Source organism: Streptomyces sp. NPDC045022 (assembly GCF_056432605.1).
Genome location: NZ_JBWKIR010000037.1, coordinates 45,301 through 60,444 on the forward strand (window position 1 = coordinate 45,301; position 15,144 = coordinate 60,444).

12 protein-coding genes are annotated in these 15,144 nt (G+C 72.5%); all 12 read left to right on the top strand.

The features are described 5' to 3' along the window. The first annotated feature begins 8 nt into the window (after positions 1-8). Complete coding sequence (locus AC07C1_RS36900; protein ID WP_478946371.1) at positions 9-518, top strand: hypothetical protein; 510 nt, start codon at positions 9-11, stop codon at positions 516-518. Continuing rightward, positions 515-937, top strand: a complete 423-nt coding sequence (locus AC07C1_RS36905) for a hypothetical protein (protein WP_478946373.1) — start codon at positions 515-517, stop codon at positions 935-937. The genes AC07C1_RS36900 and AC07C1_RS36905 overlap by 4 nt, the downstream gene beginning before the upstream one ends. Next, positions 928-2,730 (top strand): hypothetical protein, encoded by a 1,803-nt coding sequence (locus AC07C1_RS36910; protein WP_478946375.1) that lies wholly within the window; start codon positions 928-930, stop codon positions 2,728-2,730. Before AC07C1_RS36905 ends, AC07C1_RS36910 begins: the two co-directional genes overlap by 10 nt. Then, positions 2,730-3,104, top strand: coding sequence for a hypothetical protein (locus AC07C1_RS36915; RefSeq protein ID WP_478946377.1), 375 nt, complete (start codon positions 2,730-2,732; stop codon positions 3,102-3,104). The genes AC07C1_RS36910 and AC07C1_RS36915 overlap by 1 nt, the downstream gene beginning before the upstream one ends. Next, the gene (locus tag AC07C1_RS36920; protein WP_478946379.1) at positions 3,104-3,613 is read left to right on the top strand and encodes a hypothetical protein; all 510 of its coding nucleotides are present in this window, start codon (positions 3,104-3,106) and stop codon (positions 3,611-3,613) included. Before AC07C1_RS36915 ends, AC07C1_RS36920 begins: the two co-directional genes overlap by 1 nt. Then, a complete protein-coding gene (locus tag AC07C1_RS36925; RefSeq protein WP_478946381.1) occupies positions 3,606-4,922 on the top strand; it encodes a baseplate J/gp47 family protein in 1,317 nt (438 codons plus the stop codon). The genes AC07C1_RS36920 and AC07C1_RS36925 overlap by 8 nt, the downstream gene beginning before the upstream one ends. Next, positions 4,919-9,190, top strand: a complete 4,272-nt coding sequence (locus AC07C1_RS36930; RefSeq protein ID WP_478946383.1) for a LamG-like jellyroll fold domain-containing protein — start codon at positions 4,919-4,921, stop codon at positions 9,188-9,190. Before AC07C1_RS36925 ends, AC07C1_RS36930 begins: the two co-directional genes overlap by 4 nt. Positions 9,191-9,192: 2 nt before the next feature. Then, entirely contained in the window at positions 9,193-9,795 is a 603-nt protein-coding gene (locus AC07C1_RS36935; RefSeq protein WP_478946385.1) for a hypothetical protein, read from the top strand. Positions 9,796-10,677: 882 nt separating this feature from the next. Further along, positions 10,678-11,178: a hypothetical protein gene (locus AC07C1_RS36940; protein WP_478946387.1), complete on the top strand. Its 501-nt coding sequence runs from the start codon at positions 10,678-10,680 to the stop codon at positions 11,176-11,178. 166 nt (positions 11,179-11,344) lie between these two features. After that, entirely contained in the window at positions 11,345-12,904 is a 1,560-nt protein-coding gene (locus tag AC07C1_RS36945) for a hypothetical protein (RefSeq protein ID WP_478946389.1), read from the top strand. Between the two features lie 544 nt (positions 12,905-13,448). Next, positions 13,449-14,465, top strand: coding sequence for a hypothetical protein (locus AC07C1_RS36950; RefSeq protein ID WP_478946391.1), 1,017 nt, complete (start codon positions 13,449-13,451; stop codon positions 14,463-14,465). Positions 14,466-14,644: 179 nt separating this feature from the next. Beyond that, positions 14,645-15,144, top strand: a 500-nt coding sequence (locus AC07C1_RS36955) for a winged helix-turn-helix domain-containing protein (protein ID WP_478946393.1), incomplete at its 3' end; no start/stop codon positions are given.

Genomic DNA, 15,144 nt, shown 5'->3' on the forward strand with positions numbered 1-15,144 from the left:
CGCACACCATGGTCGCGGGCCGGAACGTCCCCGTACTGATCGGTGCGGTGCCGCTGTTCACCGTCACCAGCCTGAGTCTGGATGAGGGCTACCAGGTGGCCCGGATCGCGGGCAGCCGGCTCGCCCAGCTGGTGTCCCCGACCACCCGGACGATCGCGGTCGAGGCGGTCCTGGTCGGCCGCACCCGGCTGCTCGTCAAGAAGAGCCTGGAGGCGCTGGCCCTCACCTCGCGGGTGCTGGCCGCGGCCACCGCGCCCGCGATGAGCCTGGCCGGGATCCCGGTGGTCTGCGGGATGACCGTCAGCCTCGACATGCAGATCACCAATCTGAGGTTCACCCAGTCCAACCAGAAGCGCGACGCCATCGACGTCTCCATCTCCCTGGAACAGGTGCCCCGCTCCAGCGTGTCGGCGATCACCGGCGAGGCATTGGACATGGCGCTGGCCGCCGGGATGGCTGCCGCCCCGAGCCTCAGCGGGAACATCTCGGTCGAACGCGAGCTCGGAGGCGCCCTGTGAACACCCCTCAGCTCCCTGCCGCCCCCGACTACCACCGGCTCCCCGTGGAACCCGACGAGGGCCTGCCGCAAGTGTTCAGCTGCCGGATCGGCGGCACCTCCTACGAGTTCGGCCTGTACGCCGCCATGGACACCGGCTCCGACGACCCGCTGGACACCCTCTACGACCTGGGTCCGGGCCCCGGCGCCCGCCCCCCGCGCACACCTCCCGGCTATCTGGTGCTCCGGGTGGTCCGCCAGGGTCCCGGCGGGGCGCAGACCGTCCTGCTGCGCAAACTCGTCGCCGAGCCGGACCTCGTCCACTTCGCCGACCGGCTGGCCGTCCGTGTGCTGGAGGCGCGGGTGGCCCGCGGCAACCTCAACGGGCGCGGCCACTACGGCAGCAGCATCGTGATCGGGGTGGCGCAGCGATGGGCGTGATCATCTCCTACCTCGTGGAGTTCCCGACGCTCGGCCTCAAGGTCTCCAACGACGCCCTGTCCGGCGGGCTGCTGCTGGACGCGGAGATCAGCGTCGGCTACGGCATCGGGTTGCCCGGCGAGTTTGAGATCCACCTGGCGGACCTGCCGATGGCCGAGCACCGGAAACTCGTCGCCGCGCTCGCCACGGCCGGCACCGGCACCGAGGGCGGCGTCAAGGTGACGGTCCGGCTCGGCTACCTGGACGCCCCCGGTGCCCGTCGCACGGTGGTGACCGGCCGGGTGGTCGGGCTCACCTCCTCGACGCGGTACCCCCCGTTGGGCATCACCCTCAAGGGCTACGAGGAGGCCGCCTTCAAGCTGCTGGCCACCGTCGCCGTCAACCGGGAGAAGGACATCACCCGGACCGCCCGGATCATGCTGCGCCACCTGACACCCACCGGGGCGGCCGAGCGGGTCGCGGCGTCGGCCGGCGTCGAACTGACCGGTCGGCGCGACGAGGAGGACGAACTCGACAGCATCAACGCGGAAGACCGGCACGCCTTTGGGCTGCTGCGGCGGCTCGCCGACAAGTACGGCGCCGAACTGCTGGTCCAGGAGGGCGCGGTGCAGTTCGGCAAGGCCGTCAGCTACCCGCCGGAGAGCGGCCTGCCGGCGGTGCCCGACCCGGCCTCGGTGCTGGCCCTGCTCACCACCGAGGACAGCCTGATCACGGTCAAGGGGATGAGTAGCGCCCGGCTGGCCGAGTTCCGCCCGGCCCACCTCGGCCCGGTCAGCGCCCTCGGGGTCGACAGCGACCTGCCGAAAGGCGACGTCTCCGCCTTCGACTTCACCGTGCTCGGCGTCCCCGACCTGCGGGCCGGGCAGCTGGTCACGGCCAGTGTCCAGGGCTACCAGAACCCGCTGCAGGGCTTCCGCATCGTGCAGCTCACCCACCGGATGTCCCCGCGGACCGGCTACGTCTGCACCGGCCGGGCGGCGGTCCTGAGCAAGGACGGCAACCGGCAGGCCACCGGCCGGGTGCGCAGGGGCAGCCCGGCGGCCGTGGCCGACGCGATCGCCGGCCGGATCAGGGACGAGCTGGCGCTCGCGCCCTCCGTCGATGTCGGCCAGGTACGTACCGGCGACCCGGCGGCCCGCACGGTGAGCCTCGACTACGGGCAGGACTGCGGCGCCCGGACGGTCTCGCCCAGTGTCGACCTGCCTGTTCCCGACGTGGACCGGTTCCTGCCGGACAAGCCGCTCGCGGCGCCGTTCGCCTGGCACCGGGTCGGCCTGTCCGTCCCCGTCTACGCGGGCATGCGGGCACTGCTCAACGACGTCCGCGCGGACCGCGACGACACGGTGGTGACGGGTTTCCTCTGGGCGAACGACAGCGCGGGGCAGATGGACCGGCCGCGGGCCGAGGACGGCGACTGGTGGCTCTGCCTGCCCACAGAACTTTCCGCCGGAGACAGCCCGCGCCCCACCGGCAAAGGCGTCAACGACCTCACCGCCGCCGACGGCCGCCGGGTGGTCGAGGAGGTCGGGCTGAAGATCTCCGTCGGCAAGGATGCCTGCTCCCCGGTCGGAGAGCGCCCCGCCGAGGGCACCGCCGACGAGTTCCTGCTGACCCACAAGTCCGGTACCGGCGTGCGGATCGACGCGGACGGCAACGTCACGGTGACGGCCGACGGCGGCCAGGTCACCGTCTCGGCCGGCGGCGCCGAGGTGAGCGTCGGGGACAACAACGTGACCGTGTCGGCCGGCGGCGTGACGCTGACGGTCGGAAAGGGAAAGGTGGCGATCAGCTGATGCCACTCGTACTGATCGAAGGCGCAGTGATCGGCTGCCCGCACGGCGGGCAGAGCAAGCTGACGGGCGGCAGCACGAGCGTCACCGTCAAGGGCCTGGGGGTGCTCACGTCGGGCAAGGAGGGCGGAGTCACCTTCGGCTCGGCCGTCTCCCCGGTGCCCGGCATGGTCTCGCCCTGCACGGCGGTCACCCCCGCCGGTGCGCCCCAGCCGTGCGTCACCACACCGACCCTGCCGACGGGCCTCGCCGTCAGGCTGACCGTCGGCGGGCAGCCCGTCCTGCTGGCGACCGCGAGCGGCATCACCGCGAGCGGTGCCGGGCCGGGCACCTGGCAGGTCATTGACCCGGGCCAGACGATCCTGGAGGCCTCCTGATGACCGACACTTTCGTCTCCGGCACGCCCGCCCCCGGGCCGGCCAGCCCGGTTGCCGGGGCACCTGCCCTGGGCCGCAGCCTCGCCGTCGATGACGGGGACCTCGTCATCGACCGCGTCACCCACGGGCCCGCCTTGGTCGAGGGGTTCCCGGCCCTCGTCCAGGCACTTGTCCTGACCGTCCGGACCCAGCTCGGCAGCGACCTCCTCAACAGCGGCTTCGGATTCGACCGGCTCGCCATCGGCCGCTACGCCGAAGGCGTCGCTGCCCGCAAGGAGCACATCCGGATGGAGCTGGTCCGTTGCCTCGACACCGACCGCCGGGTCACCGGCGTCCGGGAGGTCTTCTTCGAGGACGACTCGCGCTTCGCCGAACCCGTCCCCGACCGGGTGGCGGCCGGCGGCACAGGAGACACCGTGCGCACCGGCCGCGGCTACACCGTCTACGCCGTGGTGGACACCGTCGCCGGTTCGGCGCTGACGCTCGAAACGGGAGGACGCCTTGAGTGACCAAGACCAGTACGGTGTGACCCCGGACGGCTTCGTACTCAAGGGGCTCGACCGGATCGTCGCCGACCAGCAGGCCCGCGCTCGCGCCATGTTCGGCAGTGACGTCGACCTTGGCTCCGGCAGCGCCCTGCGCAAGGTGCTCGACGCCGCCGCCGTGCACGTCCACGAACTGTGGCGTGCCCTGGAGAACCAGTACTACGCCAACTTCGCCACCACCGCCCAGGGCGCGGGACTCGACCTGCTCGGCACCGATCTCGGACTGGATCGTCAGTTCCTGCCCGCCACCGGAGAGGTCACCCTCACCCTCACCGGCGCCGACGCGCAACACCGCTTCACCCTGCCGCAAGGGACCGTCTTCGAGACCCCCGACCCGCCGCACATCAGCCTGCGGACCACCGCCCGTGCCACGCTCACGGCTGGCGCCCCGCCGCTGTCCGTCGGCGTCCGGGCTGTCCGGCGCGGCCCGGACGGCAACCTCCCGGCGGGCCAGGCGCTCCGGCTGGAGCCCAACTGGGCCAGACTCCACCTCAATCTGGGACCGGCCACGGTCACCGTCGCGACCCCCGTCCCCGTCACTGGAGGCGAGCTGCAGGAGCCCGACGACACCTACCGCGCCCGGCTGCTCGGAGTCCCCCGCACCCTGTGGACCAAGGACGCGCTCCTTGCCCGGATCCTCGACGTGCCGGGCGTACGGGACGCCGCTGTCTTCGACCCGCTCGGCGGTGTCGACACCTCCCACGGCGACTTCCACACCTACCGCTTCGGCCAGCGCACCTTCACCGCCGGACGCCGCACCGGCTCCCCCTACTTCTTCGACATCGTCGTCGCCGTCGAACCCGGCTGGCCCTGGCGCCAGGGCGAGGGCTCCGTCCCGCCCGTGTACGACGGCGTGCTGGACGTCGTCCGGCAGTGGCGGCCCGTGTCCGTCTTCCCCGATGTCAAACCCGCCGACCAGGTCGACGTCGGCGTCCGCGGCACCCTGGTCGTCCAGGCCGGCCACGACCCCGAGGCCATCCGCGGCGAGATCCTCACCGCCGTCCAGGCCGGGGTGGACCGGCTGCGCCTCGGGCGGGGCGTGCTCCACTCCGACATCGTGCTCACCGCGCGGTCCGTCGCCGGCGTGGTCGACGTGCAGAACCTCCGACTGCGCCGCGGCGCACCCGCCTTCGGCGATGTCGGCCTCGGCAACGCCGTATTCGGCAGCGCGGCAGAGCTGTCGGTGGGCCAGAACCTGACCCTCGCCGCCGAGGAGATCGCCCTCTTCGCGCTCGACAGTCCACTGATCGACCTCCAGGTGGCCGGGCCATGAGCGGCGACTTCCTCGACGTGCTGCGCGGCGGCCTGACCCCCGTCTACGACAGGGGCATGGAGCGCGTCACCCTCCCGTTGCGTTCTGACGACAACGGCGGACTGCGGCCCGCCGACGACGGCACCCGGGCCTATCAGGACCGCTGGGGCCGCACCCCCGACGCCCCCCGCTACCTGCTCGCTCCCACCCGGGACACCGCCGAACCGCTCACTGTCCAGGTCGCGTTCCGTCGCAGGACCGGGGGCCCCGAGGAGGTGGCCGAGGTCCGGTTTCCGGCCGGCTGGCCCGGCGGCGACACCCTCGCCGTCGAACTGCCCGGCCGCGCGGACGAGTTCACCGACGAACTGCGGATCACCGCACTGCGTCCGCTTTCCCCCGCGCCCCGCGCGGCCGACGACTGGCAGCTCACCGTGCTGCTCGGCAACCTCGCCAAACTGCTCTGGGTGATCGGCCGGGACTACCAGGACTTCACCCGGCAGCTCACCGACGTCGCCGCCCAGCGCGTCGCCACCACCGCCCGGGGCGCCGGCCTCGACCTGCTCGGCCAGGACCTCGGTGCGCTGCGGTTCCCGGCCCGGCCGTACTCCTGGGACGCCGACACCATCGCCCTCTACCACCTCGACGAGACCCCGCCCGACGGGACGACGACCACCGTGCTGAACGTGGCCGACATCGGTGCCCGGTTCGGTGCCCCCGACCACCACGGGGTCAACCACGGCGCCGAACCGGGCCGCACCGGCCGGTTCTCGTTCGCATTCGGCTTCACGGCGCCGCACAGCAGCATCACCGTCTCCGACCACTCCGACTTCGCGGTCGCCCCCGACGCCGACCTCACTGCCGAGGCCGTCGTCCGCCCCGAGCGCACCACCACCACCGACACCGGCGCCGTCCTGACCAAGCGGGCGGGGCTCGATGACGACACCGCCCCTGGTTGGTCCCTGGCCATCGGCACCTTCCGCGGCATCGACCACAACCTGAGGCTCTCCCTCGGAGACGGCACCGCCCACATCCGGCTCTTCGCGGACCGGGACCTCGGCGACGGCCGCTTCCACCACGTCGCCGCGGTGGTCCGCCGCACCCCGGACGGCACCGCCGTCGGCCTCCACCTCGACGGCACCCAGGTCGCCCGGTCCGTGCTGCCCGAGCTGGGCGCCCTCACCAGCCCCGAGCCCTTGGTGATCGGCCACGGCCCTGAGACCGGCCCCGACGGGCCCGCCCAATACCACGGCCTGGTCGAGGAGGTACGGATCTCCCGCACCGCCCGCACCACCTTCGACCCGGTCACCGGAGAGGGCGACGACCACTACCGGCGGCGACTGCACATCTTCCAGCGCTGGCTGGTGCCCACCCCCGACGCACTTCAGGACGTGCTCAACCGCACCGCCGGCCGCGTCAGCGGCGACAACACGCCCGAATCCGGCTCCGGCTCGTTCGAGATCGACGAGACCACCGGCCGGATCGCCACCGGCTCGCTCGACCTGAGGGTCCTCCCGCCGCCGCTCACCACCGGCCAGTGCATCGCCGCCGACGGTGACCGGCTGCGCACCGAGGCGCAGGCCGTTGGCACCGCGGCCGGCGAACCCGACTTCGACCCCGGGTGGCTCTGCCACCACCCGGGTGCCGACGGGCTCGCCTTCGCCGACGACCGCTGCCGTCTGATGCAACTCGGCGTCCGCCGGGCGCTCGACACCTTCCTTACCCGGCTCGGCGCGCAGCCCCTCCCGTCCCGGACCCTCACCGTCGTGCGGGCCTACGACCCCACCGCCACCGACCTGTTCTCGGTCGGCCGGGCCCTGCTGCTCCGCCTCGACGAACCGAGCGGCCCGGCCGGCCCCGGCCCGACCGCGGAGCTCGGCGTCCAGGCGCACGCCGCCGGCTTCGGCTGGGTCTGCCACACCGCCGACGGCCTGCTCCGCGTCGCCCAGCCGCCGACCGAAACGTTCGCGATCACCCTTCGTCCCGACGTGCCGCCCGTTCCCGGCACCGACACCACGGCCGGCCTGCCCGCCGCCCTCGCCCTCGACCCCGACCCGGGCACGCTCACCGAAGTTGAGGTCCGCTGGTCCGTGACCCGTGGCGGACCGGGCTCCGCCACGGTGGTGCCCGGCAGATCCGGCGAGGCCCCCGCCCTGCTCGCCTCCGCTGCCGGGGATGTCACCGTCACCGTCGAGGTCAGCCGCGCCGGACACACCCGAAGCGGCCGCCGGACGGTCCGCATCGGTCTGCCGGACACCGCACTCGGCGCCGCTGGATCCGTCGGCCGGGACGGCCGGCTGGGGGCCACCGAGGCTCAGGCGGCCGGTCCGCCCGCCGACGACTTCGACCCCGCCTACCTCCAACTGCGCACGGACGACGTGCGCACCGAGCCCCGCGCGGTGGTCTTCGGACCGGACCTGGCCGCGCGCCGGATGCAGCCGGCCGCCGGCGCCGCGCTGGAGCGGCTGCTCGACGTGCTCGGCCCGGCCGTCGGCAAACTGCACGTGCTCAGCGCCTTCGACCAGGCCGACCACGGCCTGGCAGGGCAGGGCCGGGTGCTGGTGCTCGCCCACGACACCCTGTCCGCACCCGCTCTTGCCGCCCGCGCCTTCGCAGCCGGCCTCGATCACATCGCGCTCCAGGCCCCGGCCGCAGCAGGTGCCCCAGCCACCGTGCGGGTCGCGGTCGCGGCGGGCGAACACCTGCGGGCAGAAGTCGTGGGCGCCGGGGTGGCCCCTGCCGGGGCCGCCGGGGCCGCCGGGAACGTCGCGGCCGAGGTCCGGGTGGACGGGACGGTCACCGTCGCCATCATGCCGCGCACTGTGCCGGTCGCCGCTTGCCTGTCCTCCGATGGCGCCCGGCTCTTCCTGGCCGACTCGGGTCGGCACCGGGTGCTGGCCCTTCGGCTGGCGGCCCCTACGGCCACCTCCCTGCCCGTCCCGGCCCTCACCGCCGCCAGGCAGGTGGACCCGCTGCCCGGCGCGCTCGCCTTCGCGGCCGACCGGCTGTTCGTAGCCCACCGAGGCGTCGGCATGCTGGCCGTTCTCGACCCCGTCACCCTGGGGCCCGCCGTCCTGCCCGTCACGCTGCCGGGCCCGGCAGCCCTGGCCACCGACGACACCAGGCTCTTCGTCGCCTGCGCCGGCGACCGCACCCTGCGCGCGTTCGACCCGCGGACCGTGCAGCAGACCGGCAGGGTCAACCTGCCCGCCACGCCCACCGCGATCGTCGCCGCTCCGAACAGCCCGGTGCTCGCCGTCCTGCTCGAGGGCGGCGGGTTCTGCCTGGTGATCCGGGCCGCCTTCCAGCTCCAGGGCGGCGTCGTCGGCGCGGGCACCCCGGCGCTCTGCGCGGCTTTCGCCCCGGACGGCACCAAGCTGTACGTGGGCACCGGCCCCACCACGCCCGGCGCCGGGAACTCTACCGTCCAGGTCTACCCGACCGGCGCTTCCAAACCGGTCGCCACCGTCGGCGTCCTCCCGTCCGGCACAGTTCCGGTCACGATGTGCGCCGCCACGGACCAACGGCACCTGTACGTCGCCACCACCGGATCGGAGACGGCCGCCGGGCGCGTCCACGTCCTCGACCTGGCCGCCGGGCGCGTCCACGACGGCGAACCGGCCGTCGGCGCGCTGCTGCCGACCGCCTTCAGCCCGGGCGGCGACTGCCGGGTGCTGGCCGCCTCCCCGGCCGGCGCCGCGTACCGGCCCTGTCTGCTGGCCGCAGTGGAGTCAGCCGGCACGCTGCTGCTCGCCGATCAGACCCCACTCGCGGGGGTTCCGCCAGGGCCACCGCAGCTGGCGTTCCGTCAGATCCTGGCCTCGGAACCCGACGCGCAACTCACCTGGTCCGCGGCCCCGGCGGGCCCCGGCCGGGCCGAACCGTGCTCGCCCGGCAGCCCGGTCACCCAGGTCACCGGCCTCGCCCCCGGCGTGGTCCGGCTGCGCGCTGACTACCTCCGGGGCAGCCCGCTACTGCCCTATCAGTGCGAGGTGCGGCTGCGGGCCGACCTCGACACCCGGCGCGACGTCGTGGTCAGTAAGGACCAGTACGACCTGGTGCTCAACATCCTCAACTGGTTCCAGCCCATCGGTGTGGAGTTCCGGACCGGACGACTCCGCGGTCATGTGCGCGAACTCGACGACGTGGAGCCGGGCTTGCCGCCCGCGTACACCTTCCCGGCCTACCGGGCCGGAGACCAGCGCCGGCCTGCCCGTTTCACCCGCCCTGGACGGAATGACGACCCGGGCGCCGACGGCGGTGCCGCCGCCGGCCACGACCAAGGACGATGACCATGATCCATTCCTATTCACCCAAGTTTACCCATACCGACTGGATCGACAACGAGGACAGGGTCCAGGCGGGCGGCGAGAACGGATTCAATATCCGCTTCCACAAGCTGGAGGCCGAGTTCGCCACCCTGGCCGACGAGCACCTCAACCCGCTGATCGAGGCCCTGGCCCGGCCGGATTCCTTTCTCTCGGTGGTTCCGATCCTCACCCCGACCCGGATGCCCGATGCCGGTACGCAGCCCCCGCTGCCCTGGTTGGTGGCCACCGACGTGGCGCAGAAGGCACCGGGGTCCGCGGAGGCCCACGGCATCATGAACGTCGTCCTGCCGGAGGGGGTCGACCTCAAGTCGTTCCAGGTGTTCGGCACCAAACCGAACGACGGGAGCACCATCACGGTGACCCTGCGCCGCAAGGACTTCTCGGGCGCCGGGGCGGAGGACCTCTGCAGGGTCACCGTGCTGAACACGTCGGCCGATCTGCTGACTCCGGCGAAAGTAACCAACAAGACACACCGGTACTTCATCACGGCGGACCTCAGCGGGGCACCGACCACGGCTGGTGCGGACTCGGTCAAGCTGTCCTGTTTCCAGATCTCCTACCAGTGATCGCCCGTCAACCACCGAGAAGGGGCACCGAGATGTCACTCGGATCGCCGCAGACACAGGGAGGAAGCCCCAGCACCTTCGCCCCGGATGTGCTGGCTGTCAGTGAACAGGGGAACGCGGTGTGGGCGAGCAGCGTCACCAGTGCGGCGGTCAGTGCCTTCTGTACTGACCACGATTCCTTCCGGTACCAGCTGACACCGCTGGGCGCGGCGGCGCCAGGACTGCATGTGAGCCGGAGACTCATCTGTGCCCGGAGGCCCACGGGAAGCCACCCGAGCGAGCAATCGCCGTAGCTCGTGCCCGGGAGCTGCCGGTGCGGAGGACGGAGGGCGAACAACAGGACTGAGTACTGAGTGCGGGATCAGCGAGAAGGGAAAGAAGCGATGTCCATCAAGCCGCCTGAATCGCAGGATGTGCCCAGTGGTTTCGATCCGGGGCAGGAGGATCCGCCGCTCAAGTTCGGGGTGTGGGGTGATAGCGGCGTCGGGCCGGGAGTCGTCGGCAGCAGCGCGCAGCCCGTCGAGACGGGCCCGCTGGGCCCGGCCGAGGGAGGGGCGGGCGTACTCGGCCTCAGCAGCGTGGACAGTCGCGGTGCAGGCGTTCAGCGCCACCGGAAGCGCTGTCACCGCGCGCAGCGGGCGGCTGCCCGTCCGGCCGCCGTCCGCTGTCACCGCGCGCAGCGGGCGGCTGCCCGTCCGGCCGCCGTGGCGTGTCGACGGTATCCAAGGCGGCCCTCTGCCGGGCGAAGCCCCCGAGGACAACACCCCGGCGCCGGCCGTCGACGATTTCGGCATATTCAGGGCCGGCGTGGTGGGTTCGAGCCTTGGGGCGGAGGGGGTCATCGCCAGCGGAACCGTGGGAATCGTGGCCAGCGTGCGCCCCGTGGCAGGCCAGTTCAACGGCGACGTCCAGGTGACGGGCACGCTGACCAAGGGCGGCGGCGGCTTCCGTATCGACCACCCGCTCGATCCGGAGAACCGCTTCCTGGCCCATTCGTTCGTCGAGTCGCCCGAGCGCAAGAACGTCTACGACGGCACGGTCACGCTTGACGCGGAGGGCCGGGCGACGGTCGAACTGCGCGATTGGTTCGAGGCGTTGAACGAGGACTTCCGTTACCAACTCACCGCGCTGGGTGCGCCGGCGCCGGAGCTGCACATCAGCCGGGAGGCCACTGACCACTCCTTCGCGGTGGCGGGCGGTGGCCCGGGGCAGCGGGTCAGCTGGCAGGTGACCGGCGTCCGGACGGATGTCTGGGCGCGGGGCCATCCGCTGGCCACCGAGAAGGAGAAGGTCCCCACCGAGCGCGGCTACTTCCTGCACCCCGGGGAGCACGGAAAGCCACCCGAACAAGGAATCGCCGCGGCCCCGAGCCAGGAGCCGTGAACGCAGTTATCCGCATGACGAGTTGGAGGTGAGGACGGTGCCGGTCAAGCCACCGGAGTCGCAGGATGGGCCCAGCGGATTCGATCCTGGGCAGGAGAGTCCGCCGATCAGGTTCGGAGTGTTCGGGGACAGCAACGTCGGTCCAGGGGTGGTGGGATGCAGCGGCGTGCCGGCCGGCGACGGTGAGATCCAGAGCGGGGTGGGCGTGCTGGGCGTGAACATCGCGGCGCAGGGCATCGGGGTGCACGGCCACTGCCGTCAGGGAACCGGCGTCTCCGGGAAGGGTGGCGGCGAGGGCGTGGGTGTCGCGGGGGAGGCGGGCAAGGGGCCAGGGGTGTCCGGCCGGAGCTCCGAGGGCGCCGGAGTGTCGGGCACCAGCGTCGGCGGCGCCGGTGTCGAGGGGGCGAGCTCCGAGAGCGTAGGGGTGAGGGGCACGAGCGCCAGTGGCGCCGACGGCGTCGCCGGTACCAGCGCCCAGGGCGTCGGCGTGACGGGGGTGAGCAGGGGATCGGATGCGGGTGTCTCCGGTACGAGTGCCCAGGGCGTCGGTGTCTCCGGGACGGGTGGCCCCAACGGCGCGGGCGTGTCCGGGACGGGAGTCAACGCACCTGGGGTGTTCGGCCAGAGCCAAGTGGGCGCGGGCGTGGCCGGTACCGGCTTGCGGACGGGCGCCGGTGTACTGGGGCAGGGACTCGGAGCCGGCCCGGCGGTGCTCGGCAACGCCGACGGCGGGCCGGGGGTGGTGGGGCAGAGCAGCCAGAACGTCGGAGTGTCCGGCACCGGCGGCGAGGGCAACCCCGGTGTGCTCGGCACGGGCAGTGACGGCAGCGCCGGCGTGCAGGGCACGGCGGACGCCGGGGACGGGGTGGTGGGCTCCTCGACCGGCGGGAGCGGGGTGTCCGGATCGTCGGACACCGGGCCGGGTGTGTCGGGGGTCAGCCGGGAAGGCCCCGGGGTATCAGGAAAGGGCGGCCGCGGCACTGGAGTGCTGGGCGAGATGGAGAACGGGACCGGAGTACAGGGCTTTGTGACCAGCGGGACCGGGCTGGAGGGGACCGCTACCCAGGGCACCGGCGTCTCCGGATCAGGCACCGGCACCGGGGTACTCGGATCCGGTTCGACTGGGGTGGGCGTCTTCGCCACCGGCCCCACCGGCTTGATCGCCAACGGATCGGACCACGCCGCCATCTTCGAGGGCGATGTCGACGTGACCGGCACCCTGCACAAGATCGCCGGCGGATTCCGGATCGATCACCCGCTGGACCCGGAGAACCGGTTCCTCTCGCACTCCTTCGTGGAGTCGCCCGAGCGCAAGAACGTCTACGACGGCACGGTGACCCTGGACGGCCGGGGGGAGGCGACCGTCACCCTGCCGGACTGGTTCGCCGCGCTGAACAACAAGCTCTGCTACCAGCTGACGCCGCTGGACGGCCCGGCCCCGGACCTGCACGTCGTGCGCGATCCCGGCGGCGATGGCTTCACCATCCGTGGCGGCGTGCCGGAGGCGGAGGTGTGCTGGCAGGTCACCGGTGTCCGCACGGACGCCTGGGCGCGGGCCCATCCGCTCGTCCAGGAGGAGGACAAGGTGCCCGAGGAGTGCGGCTACTTCCTCGCTCCGGAGGCGCACGGCGCGCCGCCGGAACGGGCGCTGATGGCCCTCCGCCGCCCGGAGTTGCCATCAGTGGCGGCGACGGCGCCGGGGGCGACGTCCAGCCGGTTGGAGTAATCCGAGGGTGGAGAGGAGAGTTGACATGCCGATCAAGCCGCCTGAATCGCAGGATGTGCCCAGTGGTTTCGATCCGGGGCAGGAGGATCCGCCGCTCAAGTTCGGGGTGTGGGGTGACAGTGGCGTCGGGCCGGGAGTCGTAGGCAGCAGCGCGCAGCCCGTCGAGACGGGCCCGCTGGGCCGGGCCGAGGGAGGGGCGGGCGTACTCGGCCTGAGCAGTGTGGAGGGCGGTGTCGGAGTACGAGGCCTCGGCCGGGGCACCGGCGTCTTCGGCCAGTGCGGGGGCGACGGCGCGGGCGTGTCGGGTAGGGCCGACAGGGGGCCGGGTGTGTCCGGGAGGAGCGTGCAGGGGCCCGGTGTCCAGGGGCAGGGCGGGGAGTCGTCTGCCGGGGTGTCCGGTACGGGCACGGCTGGTCCCGGTGTGTCTGGTACGGGCACGGTCGGTCCCGGTGTGTCCGGTCAGAGTACCCAGGGGCCGGGGGTGTCGGGCACGAGCACGGAGGCCCCCGGCATGCAGGGCCAGGGTGGGGAGTCGTCGCCTGGCGTGGCGGGCACGGGCCTCGCCGGGCCCGGGGTGGACGGCCGGAGCAGTATGGGCCCCGGGCTGCTGGGCACGAGCAGGCAGGGCATCGGCGTGCAGGGGAACGGCGGCCCTGGCGCGGCCGGAGTGGTGGGGCACAGCGATGAATCTCCCGATGCCGAGGGGTCGGTCTCCATCGGCATCGGCGTCCTCGGAGAGGTCATCGAGGGCGACGGGGTGGTGGGGATCTCCACCAACGGCCACGGGGTGACGGGCGACTGCCAGGAGGGGGTGGGGGTCGTCGGGCGCAGCGGCACACGCGTCGGGGTGTGGGGCGAGTGCGGAGATCAGGCAACCGAGCTGGGCCTCCAGGTTCCTTTTGACAGCATCGGCGTGGTCGCGGTGGGGGACGTTGGCCTGGTTGCCAGCGGGGTCTCCAGGGCGGCCGAGTTCACCGGCGACGTGGCCGTCTCCGGCACCATCAACAAGTCGGCCTGCAGTTTCCGCATCGACCACCCCCTCGACCCGGAGAACCGCGTTCTCTCGCACTGTTCCGTCGAGTCGTCGGAGCGGAAGAACGTCTACGACGGCACGGTGACGCTTGATGCGGAGGGTCGGGCGACGGTCGGACTGCCGGACTGGTTCGAGGCGTTGAACGAGGACTTCCGTTATCAGCTCACCCCGCTGGGTGCGCCGGCGCCGGAGTTGCACATCAGCCGGGAGGTCGGTGACCACAGCTTCGCTGTGGCGGGCGGCCGCCCGGGGCAGCGGGTGAGCTGGCAGGTGACCGGTGTCCGGGCGGATGCGTGGGCGCGAGGTCACCCGCTGGTCACCGAGGAGGAGAAGCCGTCTGCGGAACGAGGCTTCTTCCTCCATCCCGGCGAGTACGGGGAGCCGCCCGCACGAGGTGTGAGGTTCGGTCGTGCTGTCACCGGACCGAAGACGATGAAGGCCCCGAGCAGCGCCGCAGTCATTCCACCCGCGGCCACCCATCCTGCTTCCGCACCCTGGACGGCACCTCCGGCGGCGACACCGGACTGACCTCCGGCACTCGCCCCGACGTCAGGCACGGTGCCGGCACCCGCTGGAGCCGGCACCGTGCCCTGGCTACGGGAGCTGCTCGGTCCGACTGGCGACGAGTTGGCCGCCTGCGAACCCTTCTACTGATCTTTTCGTAAGTTCAGTGGGCGTGGTGGCGGTGTGGGTGGGAGGCTATCGGGGTGGCTTATCGACCTTCGCCCTCTGCGGCTGGCGCCTCTCTTCCTCCGTTGTCGCGGCCTCAGTTGGCGGAGGCGCGTCGTGTTCGGGCGGTCGAGTTGTTCGAGGACGGTGTCTCGAATGCGGAGATCGCGCGGGCGGTGGGGGTGTGTGCCGAGAGCGTGCGGCGATGGCGGCGGGCGTGGGAGGAAGGTGGCGCTTCGGCCCTGCGACGGCGTGCGGCTACCGGTCGTCCGCCGAAGCTGGACGACGCCCAGGTCGAGACCGTCCGGGCCACGTTGGAGAGAGGAGCCCGAGCCCATGGTTTCGAGGCCGACCTGTGGACCCTGAAGCGAGTCGGCACCGTCGTGGAACGTGTGACGGGAGTGGTGCTTTCGAGGGCGTCCGTGTGGCGGTTGCTGACCGGCCGGCTCGGATGGAGTCTGCAGCGACCCGAGCGGCGGGCGGTCGAGAGAGACGAGTCAGAGATCGCCCGTTGGATCGCGCACGAGTGGCCGCGGAT

Bases quoted from the DNA above. Each gene is read 5' to 3' on its own strand.
- AC07C1_RS36935 (WP_478946385.1), top strand. From the start codon at position 9,193: ATGATCCATTCCTATTCACCCAAGTTTACCCATACCGACTGGATCGAC.
- AC07C1_RS36910 (WP_478946375.1), top strand. From the start codon at position 928: ATGGGCGTGATCATCTCCTACCTCGTGGAGTTCCCGACGCTCGGCCTC.
- AC07C1_RS36920 (WP_478946379.1), top strand. From the start codon at position 3,104: ATGACCGACACTTTCGTCTCCGGCACGCCCGCCCCCGGGCCGGCCAGC.
- AC07C1_RS36930 (WP_478946383.1), top strand. From the start codon at position 4,919: ATGAGCGGCGACTTCCTCGACGTGCTGCGCGGCGGCCTGACCCCCGTC.
- AC07C1_RS36900 (WP_478946371.1), top strand. From the start codon at position 9: ATGGTCGCGGGCCGGAACGTCCCCGTACTGATCGGTGCGGTGCCGCTG.
- AC07C1_RS36915 (WP_478946377.1), top strand. From the start codon at position 2,730: ATGCCACTCGTACTGATCGAAGGCGCAGTGATCGGCTGCCCGCACGGC.